Here is a 17,940-nt window from a genome sequence, read left to right as displayed (position 1 = left end):
CCCCCTCCGTACGGCGCCCCCCCCGGTCACCGCCCGGGCGCCCCGGAGCCGGCCCGCCCGGTGAGCTCTCGGCCGGTCGCGCACAGGGCGTCGACCGTGGCCCGGACGGACGGCCGCGCGCCCGCGTCGGTGCGCCAGACGGCGAAGACGTGCCGGCACATCGCGTTCCGCACCGGGAGCAGACGCACCCCGTCGGGGACCGGCCCGCGGCCGAGGCGCGGGGAGACGACGACACCGAGGCCGGCGGCGACGAGGACGAGCTGGGTGTGGTGTTCGTCGGCCATGTGCGAGACCCGGGGTTCGACCCCCTGGGCCCGCAGGGTGCCCAGCAGCCAGTCGTGGCAGAACTCGCCCTCGGGCCAGGAGACCCACTCGTCGTCGGCGAAGTCCTCCAGCACGACGTCCCGGCGGTCCGCGAGCGGGTGTCCTGCGGGCACCGCGACGTCCACGGGGTCGTCCAGGAGCATGGCCCTCGACAGCCCGGCGGGCAGGGTGACCGGCCGGTTGGTCCAGTCGAGGAGGACGGCGACGTCGAGTTCGCCCCGGTCGACCCGCCGGACGGCCTCTTCCGGCCGCATCTCCTCGATGCCGACGATCAGTTGCGGGTGGTCGGCGCGGAGCCGGGCGAGGGTGGCGGGCAGCACTCCGCGGACGGCGGTCGGGAAGGCGCCGAGCAGCAGCCGGCCGACGGCCCGGCCCCGCTGCGCCTCCAGGTCCGACCGGGCCAGAGCGACCTGCGCCAGGATCCGCTCGGCATGGGAGGCGAGCAGCCGGCCGGCGTCGGTGAGGCGGATGCCGCGGCCCTGCCGGGTCAGCAGCCGCTCGCCGGTCTCCCGTTCCAGCTTGGCCAACTGCTGGGAGACGGCGGAGGTCGTCACGTGCAGCTCCGCGGCGGCGGCGCTGACGGACCCGCTGCGGGCGACGGCGTCGAGCGTCCGCAGACGCTCCAGGTTCAACATTGCAGCGATGCTACGCGAACTCGCGTACGAGAATTTGCTTGTCCTAAGAGGTCCGGTCGGACATCTTGAGCCGCATGAGCACCGTCACCCCTCGTCCCCCCACGGCTCCGGCCGCCACTGCCCCTGCCGCCGCCCCCGCCACCCCCTCTGCTCCCTCCGTCTCCGCCGTCTCCGCCGCCTCCGCCGCCTCCGCCGCCTCCGCCGTCTCCTCCGTCTCCTCCGTGGACTGGCGCGTCCGGTTCGGCGCGCTGGCCCTCGTCTGGGGCTTCAGCTTCCTCTTCATCCGGCTGGGGACCGACGGCTACGCCCCGCTCTTCGTCTCCCTGGGCCGCATGCTGTTCGGTACGGCGGTGCTCGCCACGGCCCTGCTCGTCAAGCGCCAGCGACTGCCCCGCTCGGTACGCACCTGGGCGCACCTGACGGTGGCGGCGTTCCTGCTCAACGCCCTGCCGTTCTCCCTCTTCGCCTACTCCGAGCTGCGCATCCCGTCTTCCCTGGCCGGCATCTGCAACGCCACCACGCCTCTGTGGGGCATGGCGTTCTCCCTGGTGGCGCTGGCCGAGGACCGCCCGACCCGGCGCCGGTTCGCGGGTCTCGTCCTCGGCTTCGCGGGGGTGCTGGTCGTGCTCGGCGCCTGGAGCGGGTTCTCCGGACAGGACCGGTGGGGTACCGCCATGGCGCTGACGGCGTCGGCCGCTTACGCGATCGGCTGGATCTACGTGCGGCGCACGCTGTCCGGCACGGGCGACTCGCACCTGTCCCTGTCCACCGGCCAGTTGCTGGTCGGCACCGCGCAGCTCGCCGTCGTCGCCCCGCTGGCCGCGCCGCTGCCGTCGGCCGTCCACCCGGTGTCGCTGCTGGCGATCGCCGCGCTGGGGGCGCTGGGCACCGGGATCGCCATGCTCGTCCAGTACGGGCTGGTGGCCGAGGTCGGCCCCACGACGGCGGCGCTGAGCACCTACTTCATCCCCGTGGTGGCCACGGCGGCCGGGGCCACGCTGCTCGGCGAGGATCTGACCTGGAACACACCGGTCGGCGCGCTGATCGTCCTGGCCGGCGCGGCGCTGACCCAGTCCCGGGGCTCCCGGGGCGGCCGGACCGGGCGAGGCGCTCAGGGCGCGCAGGGAACTCGGCAGCTTGCTCAGGACGCTCGGCGAACTCAAGAGCCCCCGGGCGCCGGGGATGCCACGCCGGATGACGCGCACCGAACGCGGACCGGTGTCCGGCGGACGACCACGCGCCGCCCATGACTCCCCGCACCCGCGCCGCCGCCGGTACCGACGGCACCCCCGCTCAGGCGTACCGCCCTGCCGGAGCCGGCCCGGTCGCGGACGCCCACGCGTCCGCGACCGGCTCCATGTCGTCCGGGCCCAGGGCGGACACCGTGATCCGCACGGCCGGCGGTGAGGCGAGCCGGAAGCGGGCACCGGGCGCCACCGCGTAGCCGGCGCGCAGCAGGTGGGCCACGGCCCCCGTCTCGTCCGGCACCGGGAGCCAGACGTTCATCCCACTGCGCCCGCGTGCCGCCAGCCCCCGCTGCCGCAGGGCGCGGACGAGCGCGTCCCGCCGGCGCCCGTACGCGGCGGCCGTCGCCACCGGGTCGACGGCGCCGGTGCGCCACAGGTGCAGCACCGCGTCCTGGAGGACGTGACTGACCCAGCCGGGCCCGAGGCGCTGGCGGCCGCGCACCCGGTCCACGGTCACGCTGTCACCGGTGAGGACGGCGAGCCGCAGGTCGGGGCCGTAGGCCTTGGCGACGGAGCGGACGAACGCCCAGTGCCCGGTGGCCCCGCCGAGCGGCCGCGGGGGCGCGTCGACGATGCCGTGGCCGTGGTCGTCCTCGACGACCAGCACTCCGGGGTGTCCGGCGAGGACGGCCCGCAGCTCGCGGGCGCGGTCCGCGCCGACGAGGGCGCCGGTGGGGTTCTGCGCGCGACTGGTGACGATCAGTGCCCGGGCACCGCCCTCCAGGGCACCGGCGACCGCCGCCGGCTCCGGGCCGTCGTCGTCCACCGCGACCGGGACGGGCCGCAGGCCGAGCGCGGGCACGAGGTCGAGGAGACTGCCCCAGCCCGGATCCTCGACCGCGACGGCGTCGCCCGGACGCAGATGGGCCGTCAGCACCCGTTCCAGCCCGTCGAGCGCGCCGGAGACCACCGCCACCGGCCCGTCGGGCACGCCGTCCGCGTCGAAGGCGGCCCGCGCCATCCGCTCCAGCTCGGTGTCGACCGGGGCGTCGCCGTACAGCACGGGAGCCCGGGCCGCGCGCTCGGCCGCCGCCGCGAGCGCGGCGCCGAGCGGGGGCAGCAGGGCGGCGTCGGGGTTGCCCGTCGCCGCGTCGCACACCCCCTCCGGCACGTCCACGGCGATCAGCTCCCGGGGCGCGCTGGCCGGGCGGGGCCGCACCCGGGTGCCGCGCCGGCCGGCCGTCTCGACGACCCCGCGGTCGCGCAGGATCCGGTAGGCGGCCGCCACCGTGTTGTGGTTGACCCCGAGATCGACGGCCAACTCCCGCAGCGGCGGCAGCAGTTCGCCCGGAGGGAGGCGGCCGTCCCCGACGGCGCGCTCCACGCTCTCCGAGATGTCCGCTGCGCGGCGACCCGTGATCCGATACTCTCCTAGCACAAAGCCGATTATGCACTAGTGCAATGGAGTCCGCAATGTCTTCCCCGGCCCCGACCCCAGCCCCGACCCCGACCCCGGCCCCGTCCTCCCGCCCCGGCGGAACGTACGAGCGCACCCCCCGCACCACCCCCACCCGCTACCGCGACCGCGCCTCCTACGACCGCGAGCTGGTGCACGCCATCCTCGACGACGGCTGCCTGTGCCACCTCGGCTTCGTCCGCGACGGCGCCCCGGTCGTCCTGCCCACGCTGTACGGGCGCGTCGGCGAGCGGCTGTACGTGCACGGCTCCACCGGCTCCGCCCCGCTGCGCGCCGCCGGGGAGGCCGAGGACGGCATACCCGTCTGCGTCACCGTCACCCACCTCGACGGCCTGGTGCTGGCCCGCAGCGCCTTCAACCACTCCGTCAACTACCGCAGCGTCGTGGTGCACGGCACCGCCCGCCGGGTGACCGACCCGGAGGAACTGACCACCGCGCTGGACGCGCTGGTCGACCAGGCGGTGCCCGGACGGGCGGCGGACTCCCGGCCGGCCTCGCCGAAGGAGCTGGCCGCCACGGCGGTGCTGCGCGTCGACCTCGCGGAGGTCTCCGCCAAGGTCCGCGCCGGCGGCCCCGGCGACGATCCGGAGGACCTCGCCCTGCCGTACTGGACGGGCGTCGTCCCCATGACCACCGTGCGCGGGACGCCGGTCCCGGCGGACGACCTCGCCCCCGGCATCCCGCTGCCCGGCTACCTCACGCCCCGCTGACCGGCCGCCCGGCGGCCGCGGCGGCCTCCGGCCCGCCGGCGGCGGTCTCCGCTCCATCGGCAGCGGCGACCGCCACCGGCCGGCCGGGCCGGGCCGCGCCGCGCGTCTCCACCAAGGCCAGCCCCGCCACGGCGGCCATCAGCACCACCGTGCCCAGCACGGTCGCGGCCGTCAGCCGCTCCCCCAGCACCGTCACCGCGATGACCGCGGCGGTGACCGGCTCCAGCAGGGTGATCACGGTGGCCGTGGTGGCGCGCACCACCTGCAGCCCGGTGAAGAACAGCGCGTAGGCCAGCGCCGTCGGCACGGTCACCAGGTACGCCATCAGCGGCAGCGTGCGTCCGAGGCCGTGGGAGCTCGGCAGCGCCCCGCCCGCCACCGCGAACGGCAGCAGGAGCACGGTGCAGACGCCGAACGAGGTCAGGGTCGTGGTGAAGCCGTCCGTCGCCCGGCCGGCCCGGCCGAGATGGCGGGCGTGGACGGCGAACAGGGCGTACCCCGCCGCCGACAGCAGCGCCAGCGCCACCCCGGCGGGCCGGACGGTGGCCGAGCCGCCGCCGAGCACCAGTACGGACAGCCCGGCGAGGGCCCCGATGACGGCGAACCGGCCGCCCGCGCCGAGCCGTTCACCCACCAGCAGCCGGCCGCCGAGCGCCGCCAGCACGGGCGCGGCGCCCAGGGTGACGACGGTGCCGACCGCCGTGCCCGTCGCGTCCACCGCCGCGAAGAAGGCCGCGTTGAACACGGTGAGCCCGGCCCCGTTGACCAGGGCGGCCGTCGCCCGCCGCCGCCACGGCCCGGCCGGCCGCGAACGCCCGGCCGCGCGCCGCGAGGGCACCAGGAACCGCACGGCCAGCAGCAGCGCGAAGCCGCCGACGCAGCGCCAGAAGGTGAGCACGACCGGGTCGAGGCCGCTGCTGTCGATCGCCAGGGTCGCGGTGGCCCCGGTGGTGCCCCAGGTGAGGGCGGTGAAGGTGACGTAGAGCAGACCGCGCCCGGCGGACGGGACACGGACGGCGCCGGAGCGCGCAGAGGAAGGGGACGACACGGAGGTGTCGGACATGGCTGTTCTCCCGCGGAAGACGTGAAAGGTCGCGTGGTCTTCGTGGCGGGCAGCCATCGGCGCCCGGCCGCGCCGCAGGGCGCACCGGGCCGGCGTCCCGGGGGAACGTCCGCGGAAAGAGGCCGCGTCGGACGTCCGGGAGCCCCCGAAGGTGATCGGGTGAGGAAGAAGCCGCCCGCGTCAGGCGGCGGGAGGCGGAAGAACAGCACTCGTAGGCATGATCACATGTTATGACCGCGACGAGCCGCCGGACAACTGCTGTCCGCCGGTCCGGACTTCCGCTTCCCCGGGCCGGGCCTCCACCCGGGGCAGGGCCGGCGCGTCACCCCCCGCCCGCACCCCGGCGTCCCGAGGCGCCGAGCGCTGGGCGACGAAGGCCCCGAGCAGCACGAGGGCACCGCCCACGAGCTGCGGAACGGACAGGCGCTCGCCCAGCAGCACCCAGGCGAGCACGGTGGCGACGACCGCCTCCAGACAGGCCACGACCCCCGCCACCTGCGGGGACAGCAGGCGCACCGAGACCACCCCGGTGAGGTAGGCGGCCACGGTGGCGACCAGCACCAGCCAGGCCAGCAGCACGACGGCCGGCACGTTCCCGCCGCGCAGTACCGCACCGCCGGCGAGCACGCGCGCGTCCATGGTCCAGGGCCGCGCGACCGCGGTGAGGACGAGGGCACCGAGCAGGAAGCCGTACGCGATGACGCCCACGGGGTCGGCGGCCCCGGTGCCATCGTCCCCGTGGTCGGACAGGACGAAGTAGCCGACCTGGCAGACGGCCCCGCCGAGGGCGAGCAGCAGCCCCAACGCGTCGAAGCGCAGCCCGGCCCACACCTCGACCACACAGGCCAGCCCGCCGACCGCCAACAGCACGCCGACCGCGGCGGCCCGCGACACCGCCCGCCTCCGGACGAACCGCACCCACCCCAGCACCAGCGCGGGCGCCAGGTACTCGACGAGCAGGGCGACACCGACCGGGATCCGTGAGATGGCCGCGAAGTAGCAGGCCTGGACGCCCGCGACGGCCAGCAGGCCGAAGCCCACGAGCAACGCGGGGCGGCGCGTCACCAGGGCGCGGTGCCGCCACACGACCGGCAGCAGCACCAGGGCCGCGCCGGCGGCCCGCAGCCAGACGACGTGGAGCGGGGCGAGACCCGCCTCGATCAGCGGCTTGGCCGCGACCCCCGAGCCACCGAACGCGAGCGCGGAGACCAGGGCGAGGGCCGGCCCCCTGCCCCTTCCGCCGGACAGCAGTTCCTTCGGCATCGACGCATCATGTCAGGCCCCGACAGGTCCGTCACCGGCATGGCTCCTGACCCACCGGCCGGCGGACGCACGGGCGCCCAGCCCCTCGGCGTCGACCCCGGCACGTTCCAGCACCTCGACCGCCCGGCAGCGGGGGTCGACGGCGAGGGCGGCCAGCAGGTCGAGCCCCTCGACCGGGCCCGGGCCGCGGGCGGCGGCCCGGGCGTACGCCTCGCCCATGGCGGTGGCCGCGGCGGGCGACCAGCCGGGGACCCCGCCCTCCGGCAGCAGCGGCAGCGCCCGGGAATCCTCGACGGAGCCGCGCCAGCGCAGGCCGTAGCCGATGCTGCGCTGCACCAGGTAGCCCAGCAGCCGGACCACCCGGTCCGGGCCGCCGGGCAGCGCGAGCCGGGTCTCGGGGTCGGCTTCCAGCAGGGAGTGCAGCAGGTGTGCGGTGTCGATCTGCCGGTCACCGTCACGCAGGGCGCGCCTGCGGGCACCGGCGACCGCCGCGGCCACCTCGGTACTCAGCGGCGCCGCGCCCGCCCCGCCGATGTCAGGTGTACGGCTTTGCACCCTCCCACCCCATCAGTCCCAGGCCGTGAGGGCATCCCCGAGCGGAAGCATTCGCGCGTCCCCCTCCGGTCGGGCGCGGACGCCCGTGCGCTCCTCCTTGAGGAGGAGACGCACGGGCCGGACCCCCAGGGGACCGACGGCGCGTCAGTCACCCTCGGCGAGAATCAGATACAGCTTCCGCCGGGTCTCGTTGACGACGGCCAGCGCTTCTTCCCGCTGCTCCGCGCTGCCGGTGCGCCAGACCTGCCCGAACGCCTCCATCAGCGCGAAGCCGGCCTGCCGGATCTCCTGCGCCGTCTCACGCTCGGCGCCGCCCGCCACCTGCTCCCAGGGGGCCGGGGCGCCGGCGTCGGCCTCCGCGCGGCCGGCCTCGGTGAGCGCGAACAGCTTCTTGCCGCCCTGACTCGCGCTGCTGATCAGCCCTTCGTCCTCCAGCAGTTGCAACGTGGGGTACACCGAGCCGGGGCTGGGCCGCCAGACGCCGCCGCTGCGCTCGGCGATCTCGCGGATCATCTCGTAACCGTGCATCGGCCGGTCCGTCAGCAGCGCCAGGATCGACGCCCGCACATCGCCACGCCGCGCCCGGCCACCGGGCCCACCACGCCCCCGCCCACCGAACGGCGGCCCGCCGAACTGCGGCCCAAAGGGCCCGAACGGCCCAAAAGCCCGCCGCCCACCACGCTCGCCGCCACCACGCGGACCGAAGCCGGGGTGCTCGTTTCCATGGGGGTATCGCATATCGCTCCTCCAGTACATCGATCGTTCGCGATGCTTCGACGATATATCGCTAACACTCACACGGCAAGACCCTCGCTCGACTCCGGGGACACGGCGGTATCGGCCGCGCGGAGGCGATCCATCCCGTATCGGCGTTCCAGGCGGCGCGCATGCGCACCTTGCACAGAGCCGGACAGTCAGAGGCCGCTTGAGCCCACGACCACCCCCACCGCGGCACTCGTCAACGAAGCCCCCCTCCACTCCGAACAACGAGCAGCAAGCCCATCTGATTCGGCGGCATACGAGCGAGCCCGGACCGATGGTCCGGGCTCGCAGTCCGAGAAAGCCCGCCAACGCCAACGGGCGGCACCACGTGCCACGCTGTGGACTCGCGCCCCGCCATCACGGACCCCACGAGGAGGGGACGCCTCGGCATGGCTAAGTCCCTGGACCTCCCCCCGCCGATTCCGCCCTACCGGCGCACCGACCCTCTCAAGCGAGCTCCACGCTGACTTGGGATCCCAGCTCCTCGAAGCCCAACGCGGTCGCGACACGCCGGGAGGCGGGAAGGCGCGCGCGCCACTGCGGCAGCAGCCCAGCGGCCAGGGCCCGGGCCACCGCCGCCGAACCCGTCACCCGCGCCAGCCCCCGCCCCCGCGCTCCCGGCGCCGTCAGTACGCCGATGTGGGCCGTCCGTCCCGGCCAGACCCGGTACCCCGAGGCAGCGATCACCCGGCCCTGCTCGCGCACCACGAACGCGGGCGAGGTGATCTCGTCCAGAGCGGCTTCCCCGGCGTCCTCATGACCGGCCGCCCGTTCCAGGGCCCTCACATCCGGATGAGCGGCTGCCAGCCGCTGCACCGTCACGACACGATCGCTCACCGGCCGAAAGCTTTCCGGGGACACATAGGCCAGCGTCGCCGGCCCGAGCACCCGAGCCACCGGAAGGGCGTCCGGCACCCTTGCGCCGTCCGTGACGCCTCGCACCGACGGCCTGCTCAGTGCGTCCCGAACGATCACGGCGGCACTCTCACCCGGCGCGGTCACGATCGCCGATCCGTCCAGAGCCACCACCCCCACCCAGCCGACCGGGCACAGCCCGGACCTCGGGGAGACCACGATCTCCACACTGCCCGGCGGGCCGAACGACACGGGCGCCCGGGCCAGGCCCTCCCAGAGCCCACGGGCTCGCATGACCAGCGGTTCGCACGGCATGGCCGCGATCCTGCCAGTCGCGGAGGGCGCCCGGCTCGCGAACCGGCGGACGCGGTCGGCGGATACGGAACAGTGCCCCTCCGCCGACGTCGTCTCAGGCGCACCCTGATCAACGGGTGTTCACATCCCGGGTTCTGAATAGGGCGGGCGGCCTACCCCGGTGCTGCCTCCAGGGTCGGGGCGAGCCGGGGGCGAATGCCTGCCGGGCGCGCCACGGCTCACCCCGACGTCGCGAAAGCGTGCGCGACGCTCGACTGGATCGAACAAGCCGCCAGCATCGGCACCGTCGCAACCAACCCCGATCGGTTCGGTCGAGCGGCCAGGCGGTCAGGCGGTCAGGCGGTCAGGCGGTCAGGCGGTCAGGCAGCAGCGTCGCGAGTTCCGCGTTGGCGCGCTCGCCGACCAGGGCGAGGATGCGGCCAGCGGCGGCCGGGTCCTCGGCGGGTATCCCGTCCCGAATGCGGCCGGAGACAGGGGCGGTCTCCGCGCCGACGGCCGCCGGCAGCTCGCACCCCGCGTCCGAGGGGCGGAGGTACGCCCCGTCCGCGACGAGCAGATGTTCGGCCGGTAGCTCATCGGGGGTGGCGCGGATGTCGACCGGGTCGGGCTTGAGGAAGCCTTGGACCTGGGCGACGAGATCGCCCGGCGTCCGCGGGGCGTCGGCGGTGACGGCCCCTCCTCCGACGCCCGCCCAACGCGGCCCGCCCGCGCCGCGGCGCGTTCGGGGGCCACCTCCCGGCGATTGGCCGTGTCCCGTGCCGTCCGCGCCCCCTACCGTCCTGTCATGCGAATCAGAATCGTCGACGCGTTCACCGACCGCCCCTTCGCCGGCAACCCGGCCGGCGTCATGCTCTTCGACGGCCCCTTCCCCGACGACGACCGGCTGCAGGCCGTCGCCGCCGAGGTCAACCTTTCCGAGACGGCGTTCGCCCGGCCGCTGGGCGGTACGGGCGAGGGGGAAGGGGAGGGTGAGGCCGACTGGGCGCTGCGCTGGTTCACCCCGTCCACCGAGGTGGACATGTGCGGCCACGCCACCCTGGCCACCGCACACGTCCTGCGCACCACGGGAGCCGCCACCGGGACCGTCCGCTTCGCCGCCCGCTGCGGTGTGCTCACCACGACGGCGCATGACGACGGCTCCCTGACCATGGACTTCCCGACGTCCCCGCTCACCCCGCTGGCCGCCCCGGAGGGGCTGGCCGAGGCGCTCGGCGCCGCCCCGGTGAGCGTGCACGACACCGCCCGGCACATCGGCGACCTGCTGGTCGAACTGTCCGACGAGCGGACCGTGCACGCGCTGAACCCCGACTGGCACGCGCTGGCGGGGCGGTCCCGGCGGGGTGTCATCGTCACCGCGCCGGCCGCGGACCCCTCGCTCGGCTACGACTTCGTGTCCCGCGGCTTCTTCCCCAACGTGGGCATCGACGAGGACCCGGTCACCGGCAGCGCGCACACCGCGCTGGCCCCGTTCTGGGCGGCCCGCCTCGGCCGCGCCGAGCTGACGGGACTTCAGGGCGGTGCCCGGCGGGGGCTTGTCCGGACGACGCTGCGCGGCGACCGCACGCTGCTGACGGGCCACGCCGTGACCGTGATCGACGGCGAGTTCCTCGTGTGAGGGGACCGCGCCGGCGGCTCACGCCGTCGGCAGCCAGCCCACCTTCCCCGCGAGCAGCGCGTATCCCGCGAACGCCACGATGTCGATCAGCGCGTGCGCCGCCACCAGCGGTCCCACCCGGCCCCACCGTCGGTAGAGGAGGACGAAGAGGACGCCCATCGCCATGTTGCCGACGAACCCGCCGACGCCCTGGTAGAGGTGGTAGGACCCGCGCAGCACGGCGCTCGCGGCCAGTGCCGCCGTGGGGCCCCAGCCCGTCTGGCCCAGCCGGCGCAGCAGGTAGCCGACGACCACGACCTCCTCCAACACCGCGTTCTGCACGGCCGAGGCGATCAGTACCGGGAACTTCCACCACACGTCCGGCAGCGATTCCGGCACCACCGTCAGGTTCGATCCGGCGGCCCGGGCTCCCAGGTAGAGCAGCAGTCCGGTGCCGCCCACGACCGCGGCGACGGCGGTGCCGCGCGCCAGGTCGGAGCCGGGGCGGCGGCGGTCGAAGCCGATGGCGCGCAGCCCGGCGCCCTCGCGGGACAGCAGGTGGGCGACGAGGAGGACGGGCACCAGCGAGGTCGCGATGCCGAAGAGCTGCCAGGCCAGGTCGAGCCAGGGCCGGCCGGGCGCGTGGGAGGTGTTGAGCCGGGCCGCCTGGTCCTTGAGCCCGCCCGGCCGGGTGAGCGCCCCGATGAAGCTGATCAGTGCGGAGACCCCACTGGCTCCGAGGGAGAGGGCCAGTACCAGGAGGGTCTCGGTGCCCAGCGTGCGCCGCGACGGTACGGGACCGACGCCCGGCTCCGTCGGAACACCGGGGCGTTCCGCCCCGTCACGGGCGTCCTGTCGCGTCGCTCTGTTCACTCGTGGACCACTCCTGCCTGCGCCCTGCACCGCTCGCCGTCCCGCCCGCGCGTCCTCGCGTACGGCCGGTCCGGGATGTCCGTCCGCGGCGGTGACCGCCGCCGCGTCGTCCCAGCTTGCCCGACGTCCGCCGGACCGGACCACGGAGGGGCCGGTGGTGCGGGGTCAGGCGATCCCGACCGGCCAGGTGTGCACCGGCTCGCCGGTCGCCATCAGCTCGCAGTAGCGCCGCGTGGTGGCGGCCAGCGCGGCGTGCCGGTCCAGGCCCCGGTCCCGTGCCGCGTGGTAGGTGGCGGCCTGCCAGGACGCGCCGTTGGCGCGCAGCCGGCAGCGGCCTTCGATGACGCCGAGGTAGCGGTCGCGGTCGGCGGGTTCGACGCCCCAGGCGTCGAGGCCCGCGGCGGCCAGCGGCAGCAGCTCCTCGCGGACCAGCCGGACCGCGGACACCTCGGCCACTCCTCCGTTGCGCCCCTTGGGCCAGCGCAGCACGGCGTCGATGCCGTGCCGGCAGGCGGCGTCGAAGTTGTCGGCCGCGGCGGCGAACGGCAGCCGCGTCCACACCGGACGCGGTTCCTCCGCGAGGGACCGGACCAGCCCGTAGTAGAACGCGGTGTTGGCGAGCACGTCGGTGACGGTGGGGCCGGCGGGCAGGACGCGGTTCTCCACCCGCAGGTGCGGGACGCCGTCGGCGATCCCGTAGACGGGCCGGTTCCAGCGGTAGACCGTCCCGTTGTGCAGGACGAGTTCCTCCAGTCGCGGCACCCCGCCCGCGTCCAGCACCCGCAGCGGGTCCTCGTCGCCGCTGATGGGCAGCAGCGGGGGGAAGAAGCGCAGGTTCTCCTCGAAGAGTTCGTACGCCGAGCCGATCCACCGCTCCCCGAACCAGGTGCGCGGGCGGACGCCCTGTGCCTGGAGCTCGGGCGGACGGGTGTCGGTGGACTGGACGAACAGCGGCGGGCGGCTCTCGCGCCACAGTTCGCGGCCGAAGAGGAAGGGGGAGTTGGCACCCACGGCGATCTGCGCGGCGGCCACCGCCTGGGCCGCGTTCCAGACGGCGGCGAACCGGCCGGGGGTGACCTGGAGGTGCAGTTGCACCGAGGTGCAGGCGGCCTCCGGGCAGATGGACCGCGCGGTGCAGGTCAGCCGTTCGACTCCGTCGATGTCGATGCTGACGTCCTCCCCGCGGGCCGCCATGACCTGCTCGTTGAGCAGTGCGTAGCGGTCGGCGGCGGAGAAGTTGTCGGGGACGAGGTCGTCCTGGCCGAGCGTCGGCAGAATGCCGATCATCACTATTCCGGAGCCCACTTCCCGGGCTTTCCGGTCGGCGTAGGAGAGGCCGGTGCGGAGCTCCTCGGCGAGTTGGTCGAGAACGCGCCCCGACAAGCGGTGCGGGACGATGTTCACTTCCAGGTTGAATTGACCGAGTTCGGTCTGGAAATCACGGCTCGCGATACGCTCCAGCACCTTGGCATTCATCATGCTCGGCATACCGTCGGAGCCCGCCAGATTCAACTCGATCTCCAGCCCCATAAGGTTCCGGGGCCGGTCGAAACGCTTCTCCTCCAGTAACCTCCCCAGCCCTTCCAGGCACTGCCGGAGCTTGTCCCGGTGGCGCTGGCGGTCGTCCAGGCCGAACTCCACGGCGGCGACCTTCTCACCCATGGACGCGTCCTCCTCCAGCGGTCGCCCTCGGCGCCGGCCCGTTCCCGTCACGGTCGATGATGCCCATGCGAAGCGATCGAAACGCCTCACCCCGTCCCCGTATAACCGGTAGGCTGGCAGCCAAGCGCACTCCGGCACATTCCGATGGCATGACGGCAGCTCATGGCATGTCGCATTGCGCTGGTGATAAACACCGACGAGTTTCGGCCGACCGTTCCCGGGAAAGAAACCGAGGTCAGGCCTGCGCGATCGGGAACGAAAACACCGAAAACGACCCCGCAGGCGGCCCTGATTTCCCCTTGCCGGAAATACCGGCGACAGCTAGCCGAAACATCCTGTGAACATGTGTCGTATAAACTCGGAGTGAGGCAGAGAGTAGGCGCCCCGGCAGTCGGTCCCGGCCCCCCTCTGACCCCGCACACCGACAGCGTCGTCACCTGCCAGCACCTGCGTGTCTCCGAAGTGAGAGGCGACCCATCATGCCGCTGCACATCCCCCCTGCCCCCGCGCCTGCCCTCCGTAGCGTCCGCACCGCCCTCGGCTCCCCCACCGCCGTCCGGGAGACCCGCACCCCGTCCCTCAAGGCCGCCCAGGGAGCGCTCGACTGCGAACTGCCGCTCCCCGTCCACGTTCTGGAGCAGCACACCCCGGCCGGCGGCACCCCCCGCACCCGGCTCACCGGCTGGCGCTTCCTGATCAAGGAGGACGAGCGCGCCATCGCCGCGGGCGAGGCGCGGCCGACCGCCGACGGCTGGACGTTCTCGCACTTCTTCGAGGGACCGTACGTGGTCTCCACCGAACTCGCCCTGCGGCAGGCGGAGTCGCTGTCGACGCCGTACCAGCCGCGACTGCTGACCGTGCCCGGCCTCTACATGCTGACTCTCTGGCTGCACGGCGACATCACGGCCGACGCCGAGTCCGGCCTGCCCGCCCCCGGCGACCTCCTGGTGCCGCTCGCCCCCGCGCCGCCCGGCATCGCCGCCCACCGCCCGCACCGCTTCGCCGACCTGCTTCCGGTGCTCACCCTCCGGCTGGCCCCGGCACCGATGCTGAAGACCGCGTGACGCGTCCCGGCGGCGCCTCGCGACCCCTACGGTCGCGGGGCGCCGCGCCGTTCGCGGCCGGTCCGCGGGCGCCACGTCACCCACACGGCTCACTCCACGGAGGTCGACCCGAACGGACCGAAGGGGCAGACTTGTTGACGGCAACCGTCCGCATGGGTGACGCGTCTTCCTCCACAGCGGACCGCTGCTGCGAAATCCCTGCGGAATCACGCCCGTAGGGCAACACTGGGAACGACAGACCACATCGTCACGGGGGGCGGCATGACCACCGCATCGAGCCGCAGCACAGCGACAGCAGCCACGACATCCCAGCGAAAGAACCCTCCCATGTGCCAGCACCAGCCCGCGTGCCCGTCAGCCGATTCCGCCGACCGGGAAGCCGCCCACCTCGTGGCGCACTTCCCCGAGCAGGGCTGGAGCCTGCTGTGCAACGGCGTCCTCTGCTTCGAGGACACCGGGGAACTGCTGCCTGACGGGCAGATCATCGCCCCGCACCGGCCGCTCGGCGCCGGGCATGTGGTGACGGCGGCCTGACGGCCGGGCCGGCACCGGCGGACGACGCGCGACGAAAGGGCCGGCCCGGCGATCCCGCCGGGCCGGCCCTCCACGTGTGCCGGGCTCAGCCCTCGTACTCGTCCAACGGCGGGCAGGAGCAGACGAGGTTGCGGTCACCGAACGCACCGTCGACCCGGCGCACCGGTGGCCAGTACTTGTCGGCCGCGGAGACGCCGCCCGGGAAGACCGCCTCCTGTCGGCTGTACGGGTGCTCCCAGTCGCCCGCGACGGACGCGGCGGTGTGCGGGGCGTTGCGCAGCGGGTTGTCGGTGGCGTCCCACTCGCCCGAGCCGACCTTCTCGATCTCCGCGCGGATCGCGATCATCGCCGCGCAGAACCGGTCGAGTTCGCCGAGGTCCTCGCTCTCGGTGGGCTCGATCATCAGCGTGCCGGCCACCGGGAACGACATCGTCGGCGCGTGGAAGCCGTAGTCGATCAGACGCTTGGCGACGTCGTCGACGGTGACGCCGGTCGCCTTGGTGAGCGGCCGGAGGTCCACGATGCACTCGTGGGCGACGAGGCCGTTGGGACCGGTGTAGAGCACGGGGTAGTGCGGCTCCAGGCGCTTGGCGATGTAGTTGGCGCTCAGCACCGCGACCTGCGTCGCGGCCTTGAGGCCCTCGCCACCCATCAGCCGGACGTACGCCCAGGAGATCGGCAGGATGCCGGCCGAGCCCCACGGCGCGGCCGAGATCGGACCGACCCCGGTCTCCGGGCCCGCGGCGGGCTGGAGCGGGTGGTTGGGCAGGTACGGCGCGAGGTGGGCGCGGACGCCGACGGGACCGACGCCCGGGCCGCCGCCGCCGTGCGGGATGCAGAAGGTCTTGTGCAGGTTCAGGTGCGAGACGTCGCCTCCGAACTCACCCGGCTTCGCCACCCCCACCAGCGCGTTGAGGTTGGCGCCGTCCACGTACACCTGACCGCCCGCCTCGTGGACGAGGGCGCAGATCTCGCTGATGTGCTCCTCGAACACGCCGTGGGTGGACGGGTAGGTGACCATGAGGACGGCCAGCTCGTCGCGGTGCTTCTCGATCTTGCCGCGCAGGTCGTCGGCGTCGACCTCGCCGTCCTCGCCGGTCTTCACCACGACGACGCGCATGCCGGCCATCACGGCGCTGGCCGCGTTGGTGCCGTGCGCGGAGGACGGGATGAGGCACACGGTCCGCTGCTCGTCGCCGTTGGCGCGGTGGTAGGCGCGGACGGCCAGCAGACCGGCCAGCTCGCCCTGCGACCCCGCGTTGGGCTGGAGCGAGACCTTGTCATAGCCGGTGACCTCGGCCAGCCGCTCCTCCAGCTCGCGGATGAGCGTGAGGTAGCCCTCGGCCTGCTCCGCCGGGGCGAACGGGTGCAGCGCGCCGAACTCGGGCCAGGTGACCGGCTCCATCTCGGTCGTGGCGTTGAGCTTCATGGTGCACGAGCCCAGCGGGATCATGCCCCGGTCCAGCGCGTAGTCCCGGTCGGCGAGGCGGCGCAGGTAGCGCAGCATCGCCGTCTCGGAACGGTGCTGGTGGAAGACCGGGTGGGTGAGGAAGTCGGAGCCGCGCAGCAGCTCCTCGGGAAGCGCGTCGGCGGTGGCGGCGTCCAGCGCCTCGACGTCGGCGTCCACCCCGAACGCGGCCCAGACGGCGGCCAGGTGCTCGCGGGTGGTGGTCTCGTCGCAGGCGATGCCGACGGTGTCGGCGTCCGTCCGGCGCAGGTTGACGCCCCGCTCCAGGGCGGCGGCGACGATCGCGTCCGCCCGGCCCGGCACCCGCGCGGTGACGGTGTCGAAGTACGCGCCGTGCACGACCTCGACGCCACCGGCCCGCAGCCCCTCGGCGAGCAGCGTGGCATACCGGTGGACGCGGCGGGCGATGCCGGTGAGCCCGTCGGGCCCGTGGTAGACGGCGTACATCCCGGCCATGACCGCCAGCAGCACCTGCGCGGTGCAGATGTTGCTGGTGGCCTTCTCGCGCCGGATGTGCTGCTCGCGGGTCTGGAGGGCGAGGCGGTACGCCTTGTCGCCGTCCGCGTCGACGGAGACGCCGACGAGGCGGCCGGGCAGGCTGCGCGCGTACTGCTCACGGACGGCCATGTAGCCGGCGTGGGGTCCGCCGAAGCCCATCGGCACACCGAACCGCTGGCTGGTGCCGACGGCGATGTCCGCGCCCAGCTCGCCGGGCGGGGTGAGCAGCGTCAGGGCCAGCAGGTCGGCGGCGACGGTGACGATCGCGCCCAGCTCGTGCGCCCGCTCGATGACCGGCCGCAGGTCGCGGACGGCACCGGAGGCACCCGGGTACTGGAGCAGCACGCCGAAGACGCCGCGCTCGGCGATCTCGTCCGGAATGCCGGCGGAGAGGTCGGCGACGACGACCTCGACACCGGTGGGTTCGGCGCGCGTCTCGATGACGGCCACGGTCTGCGGCAGGGCGTCGGCGTCGACGAGGAACACCCCGTCCTTGACCTTGCCCACGCGCCGCGAGAGCGCCATCGCCTCCGCCGCGGCCGTGCCCTCGTCCAGCAGGGACGCGCCGGAGGTGGGCAGCCCGGTGAGGTCGGCGACGACGGTCTGGAAGTTGAGCAGGGCCTCCAGGCGGCCCTGGGAGATCTCCGGCTGGTACGGGGTGTAGGCCGTGTACCAGGCGGGGTTCTCCATGACGTTGCGGAGGATCACCGGCGGGGTGAACGTGCCGTGGTAGCCGAGCCCGATCATGGGCACGAGCACCTGGTTGCGGTCCGCGAGACCGCGCAGCTCGGCGATCACCTCGGCTTCGCCGCGGGGCTCGGGGAGCCGGAGCGCCTCGGCGCTCTTGATCACGTCCGGCACGGCGGCGGCGGTGAGTTCGTCCAGCGAGCCGAAGCCGACGTGGGCGAGCATCTTCGCCTGCGCCCCGCTGTCGGGGCCTATGTGGCGGCCGGCGAACGGAGTGCCGCGCTCCAGGTCGGAGAGGGCGATGCGGTGGGCGGTCATCTGCGGGGGCCTCCTGGTCATTGCGACCTGCGAGGGGTACCACGGCGCGGGTACCCGGACGGCCTCCCCCTCTGTCATCTCGACCTGAGAGCTTCA

Annotated in this window: 15 protein-coding genes; 5 read left to right on the top strand and 10 right to left on the bottom strand. The window is 74.2% G+C overall.

Annotated elements, in window-relative coordinates; translation table 11 throughout:
- Positions 1 to 26: 26 nt before the first annotated feature.
- Complete coding sequence (locus ACZ6X9_RS31035; protein ID WP_469781353.1) at positions 27 to 959, bottom strand: LysR family transcriptional regulator; 933 nt, start codon at positions 957 to 959, stop codon at positions 27 to 29.
- 74 nt (positions 960 to 1,033) lie between these two features.
- On the opposite strand from ACZ6X9_RS31035, the gene ACZ6X9_RS31030 reads away from it, so the two are divergent.
- A complete protein-coding gene (locus tag ACZ6X9_RS31030; RefSeq protein WP_469781352.1) occupies positions 1,034 to 2,209 on the top strand; it encodes a DMT family transporter in 1,176 nt (391 codons plus the stop codon).
- Positions 2,210 to 2,252: 43 nt separating this feature from the next.
- On the opposite strand, the gene ACZ6X9_RS31025 is transcribed toward ACZ6X9_RS31030, so the two are convergent.
- Positions 2,253 to 3,584, bottom strand: coding sequence for an aminotransferase class I/II-fold pyridoxal phosphate-dependent enzyme (locus ACZ6X9_RS31025; protein WP_469781351.1), 1,332 nt, complete (start codon positions 3,582 to 3,584; stop codon positions 2,253 to 2,255).
- Positions 3,585 to 3,619: 35 nt separating this feature from the next.
- Here ACZ6X9_RS31025 and ACZ6X9_RS31020 point away from each other — a divergent pair, with 35 nt between their 5' ends.
- The gene (locus ACZ6X9_RS31020) at positions 3,620 to 4,333 is read left to right on the top strand and encodes a pyridoxamine 5'-phosphate oxidase family protein (protein ID WP_469781350.1); all 714 of its coding nucleotides are present in this window, start codon (positions 3,620 to 3,622) and stop codon (positions 4,331 to 4,333) included.
- Here ACZ6X9_RS31020 and ACZ6X9_RS31015 read toward each other — a convergent pair.
- From ACZ6X9_RS31015 to ACZ6X9_RS30995, 5 genes are all read right to left on the bottom strand, one after another.
- Complete coding sequence (locus tag ACZ6X9_RS31015) at positions 4,320 to 5,396, bottom strand: DMT family transporter (protein WP_469781349.1); 1,077 nt, start codon at positions 5,394 to 5,396, stop codon at positions 4,320 to 4,322. The two genes, ACZ6X9_RS31020 and ACZ6X9_RS31015, sit on opposite strands and share 14 nt — an antisense overlap.
- Positions 5,397 to 5,624: 228 nt before the next feature.
- Positions 5,625 to 6,659, bottom strand: coding sequence for an EamA family transporter (locus ACZ6X9_RS31010; RefSeq protein WP_469781348.1), 1,035 nt, complete (start codon positions 6,657 to 6,659; stop codon positions 5,625 to 5,627).
- A gap of 12 nt (positions 6,660 to 6,671) precedes the next feature.
- Positions 6,672 to 7,214 carry a Clp protease N-terminal domain-containing protein gene (locus tag ACZ6X9_RS31005; protein WP_469781347.1) on the bottom strand — a complete coding sequence of 181 codons (543 nt, stop codon included), beginning with the start codon at positions 7,212 to 7,214 and terminating at the stop codon, positions 6,672 to 6,674.
- Between the two features lie 144 nt (positions 7,215 to 7,358).
- On the bottom strand, positions 7,359 to 7,952 hold the full coding sequence (locus ACZ6X9_RS31000) for a PadR family transcriptional regulator (RefSeq protein ID WP_469781346.1): 594 nt from the start codon (positions 7,950 to 7,952) through the stop codon (positions 7,359 to 7,361).
- A gap of 471 nt (positions 7,953 to 8,423) precedes the next feature.
- A complete protein-coding gene (locus ACZ6X9_RS30995) occupies positions 8,424 to 9,146 on the bottom strand; it encodes a GNAT family N-acetyltransferase (RefSeq protein WP_469781345.1) in 723 nt (240 codons plus the stop codon).
- 784 nt (positions 9,147 to 9,930) lie between these two features.
- Here ACZ6X9_RS30995 and ACZ6X9_RS30990 point away from each other — a divergent pair.
- The gene (locus tag ACZ6X9_RS30990; RefSeq protein ID WP_469781344.1) at positions 9,931 to 10,761 is read left to right on the top strand and encodes a PhzF family phenazine biosynthesis protein; all 831 of its coding nucleotides are present in this window, start codon (positions 9,931 to 9,933) and stop codon (positions 10,759 to 10,761) included.
- Positions 10,762 to 10,779: 18 nt separating this feature from the next.
- Here the strand turns inward: ACZ6X9_RS30990 and ACZ6X9_RS30985 are convergent, their stop codons facing one another.
- Both ACZ6X9_RS30985 and ACZ6X9_RS30980 read right to left on the bottom strand, forming a co-directional pair.
- Positions 10,780 to 11,613, bottom strand: coding sequence for a CPBP family intramembrane glutamic endopeptidase (locus tag ACZ6X9_RS30985; RefSeq protein WP_469781343.1), 834 nt, complete (start codon positions 11,611 to 11,613; stop codon positions 10,780 to 10,782).
- 165 nt (positions 11,614 to 11,778) lie between these two features.
- The gene (locus ACZ6X9_RS30980) at positions 11,779 to 13,275 is read right to left on the bottom strand and encodes a glutamate-cysteine ligase family protein (protein ID WP_469781342.1); all 1,497 of its coding nucleotides are present in this window, start codon (positions 13,273 to 13,275) and stop codon (positions 11,779 to 11,781) included.
- Positions 13,276 to 13,754: 479 nt separating this feature from the next.
- Here ACZ6X9_RS30980 and ACZ6X9_RS30975 point away from each other — a divergent pair, with 479 nt between their 5' ends.
- Together ACZ6X9_RS30975 and ACZ6X9_RS30970 are read left to right on the top strand one after the other, a co-directional pair.
- The gene (locus tag ACZ6X9_RS30975) at positions 13,755 to 14,339 is read left to right on the top strand and encodes a hypothetical protein (protein ID WP_469781341.1); all 585 of its coding nucleotides are present in this window, start codon (positions 13,755 to 13,757) and stop codon (positions 14,337 to 14,339) included.
- 327 nt (positions 14,340 to 14,666) lie between these two features.
- Entirely contained in the window at positions 14,667 to 14,873 is a 207-nt protein-coding gene (locus tag ACZ6X9_RS30970; protein WP_469781340.1) for a DUF5999 family protein, read from the top strand.
- A gap of 85 nt (positions 14,874 to 14,958) precedes the next feature.
- Here the strand turns inward: ACZ6X9_RS30970 and gcvP are convergent, their stop codons facing one another.
- Positions 14,959 to 17,844 (bottom strand): aminomethyl-transferring glycine dehydrogenase, encoded by a 2,886-nt coding sequence (gene gcvP, locus ACZ6X9_RS30965; RefSeq protein ID WP_469781339.1) that lies wholly within the window; start codon positions 17,842 to 17,844, stop codon positions 14,959 to 14,961.
- Between the last annotated feature and the right edge of the window lie 96 nt (positions 17,845 to 17,940).

Source organism: Streptomyces sp. NPDC052910 (assembly GCF_055585605.1).
The sequence above is the reverse complement of the archived record's forward strand: the minus strand, read 5'-3'. Positions and strand labels throughout refer to the sequence as shown.

Coding starts and splice junctions, on each gene's coding strand:
- ACZ6X9_RS31035 (WP_469781353.1), bottom strand. CDS start 959: ATGTTGAACCTGGAGCGTCTGCGGACGCTCGACGCCGTCGCCCGCAGC.
- ACZ6X9_RS31030 (WP_469781352.1), top strand. CDS start 1,034: ATGAGCACCGTCACCCCTCGTCCCCCCACGGCTCCGGCCGCCACTGCC.
- ACZ6X9_RS31020 (WP_469781350.1), top strand. CDS start 3,620: ATGTCTTCCCCGGCCCCGACCCCAGCCCCGACCCCGACCCCGGCCCCG.
- ACZ6X9_RS31015 (WP_469781349.1), bottom strand. CDS start 5,396: ATGTCCGACACCTCCGTGTCGTCCCCTTCCTCTGCGCGCTCCGGCGCC.
- ACZ6X9_RS31010 (WP_469781348.1), bottom strand. CDS start 6,659: ATGCCGAAGGAACTGCTGTCCGGCGGAAGGGGCAGGGGGCCGGCCCTC.
- ACZ6X9_RS31000 (WP_469781346.1), bottom strand. CDS start 7,952: ATGCGATACCCCCATGGAAACGAGCACCCCGGCTTCGGTCCGCGTGGT.
- ACZ6X9_RS30995 (WP_469781345.1), bottom strand. CDS start 9,146: ATGCCGTGCGAACCGCTGGTCATGCGAGCCCGTGGGCTCTGGGAGGGC.
- ACZ6X9_RS30990 (WP_469781344.1), top strand. CDS start 9,931: ATGCGAATCAGAATCGTCGACGCGTTCACCGACCGCCCCTTCGCCGGC.
- ACZ6X9_RS30980 (WP_469781342.1), bottom strand. CDS start 13,275: ATGGGTGAGAAGGTCGCCGCCGTGGAGTTCGGCCTGGACGACCGCCAG.
- ACZ6X9_RS30975 (WP_469781341.1), top strand. CDS start 13,755: ATGCCGCTGCACATCCCCCCTGCCCCCGCGCCTGCCCTCCGTAGCGTC.
- ACZ6X9_RS30970 (WP_469781340.1), top strand. CDS start 14,667: ATGTGCCAGCACCAGCCCGCGTGCCCGTCAGCCGATTCCGCCGACCGG.
- gcvP (WP_469781339.1), bottom strand. CDS start 17,844: ATGACCGCCCACCGCATCGCCCTCTCCGACCTGGAGCGCGGCACTCCG.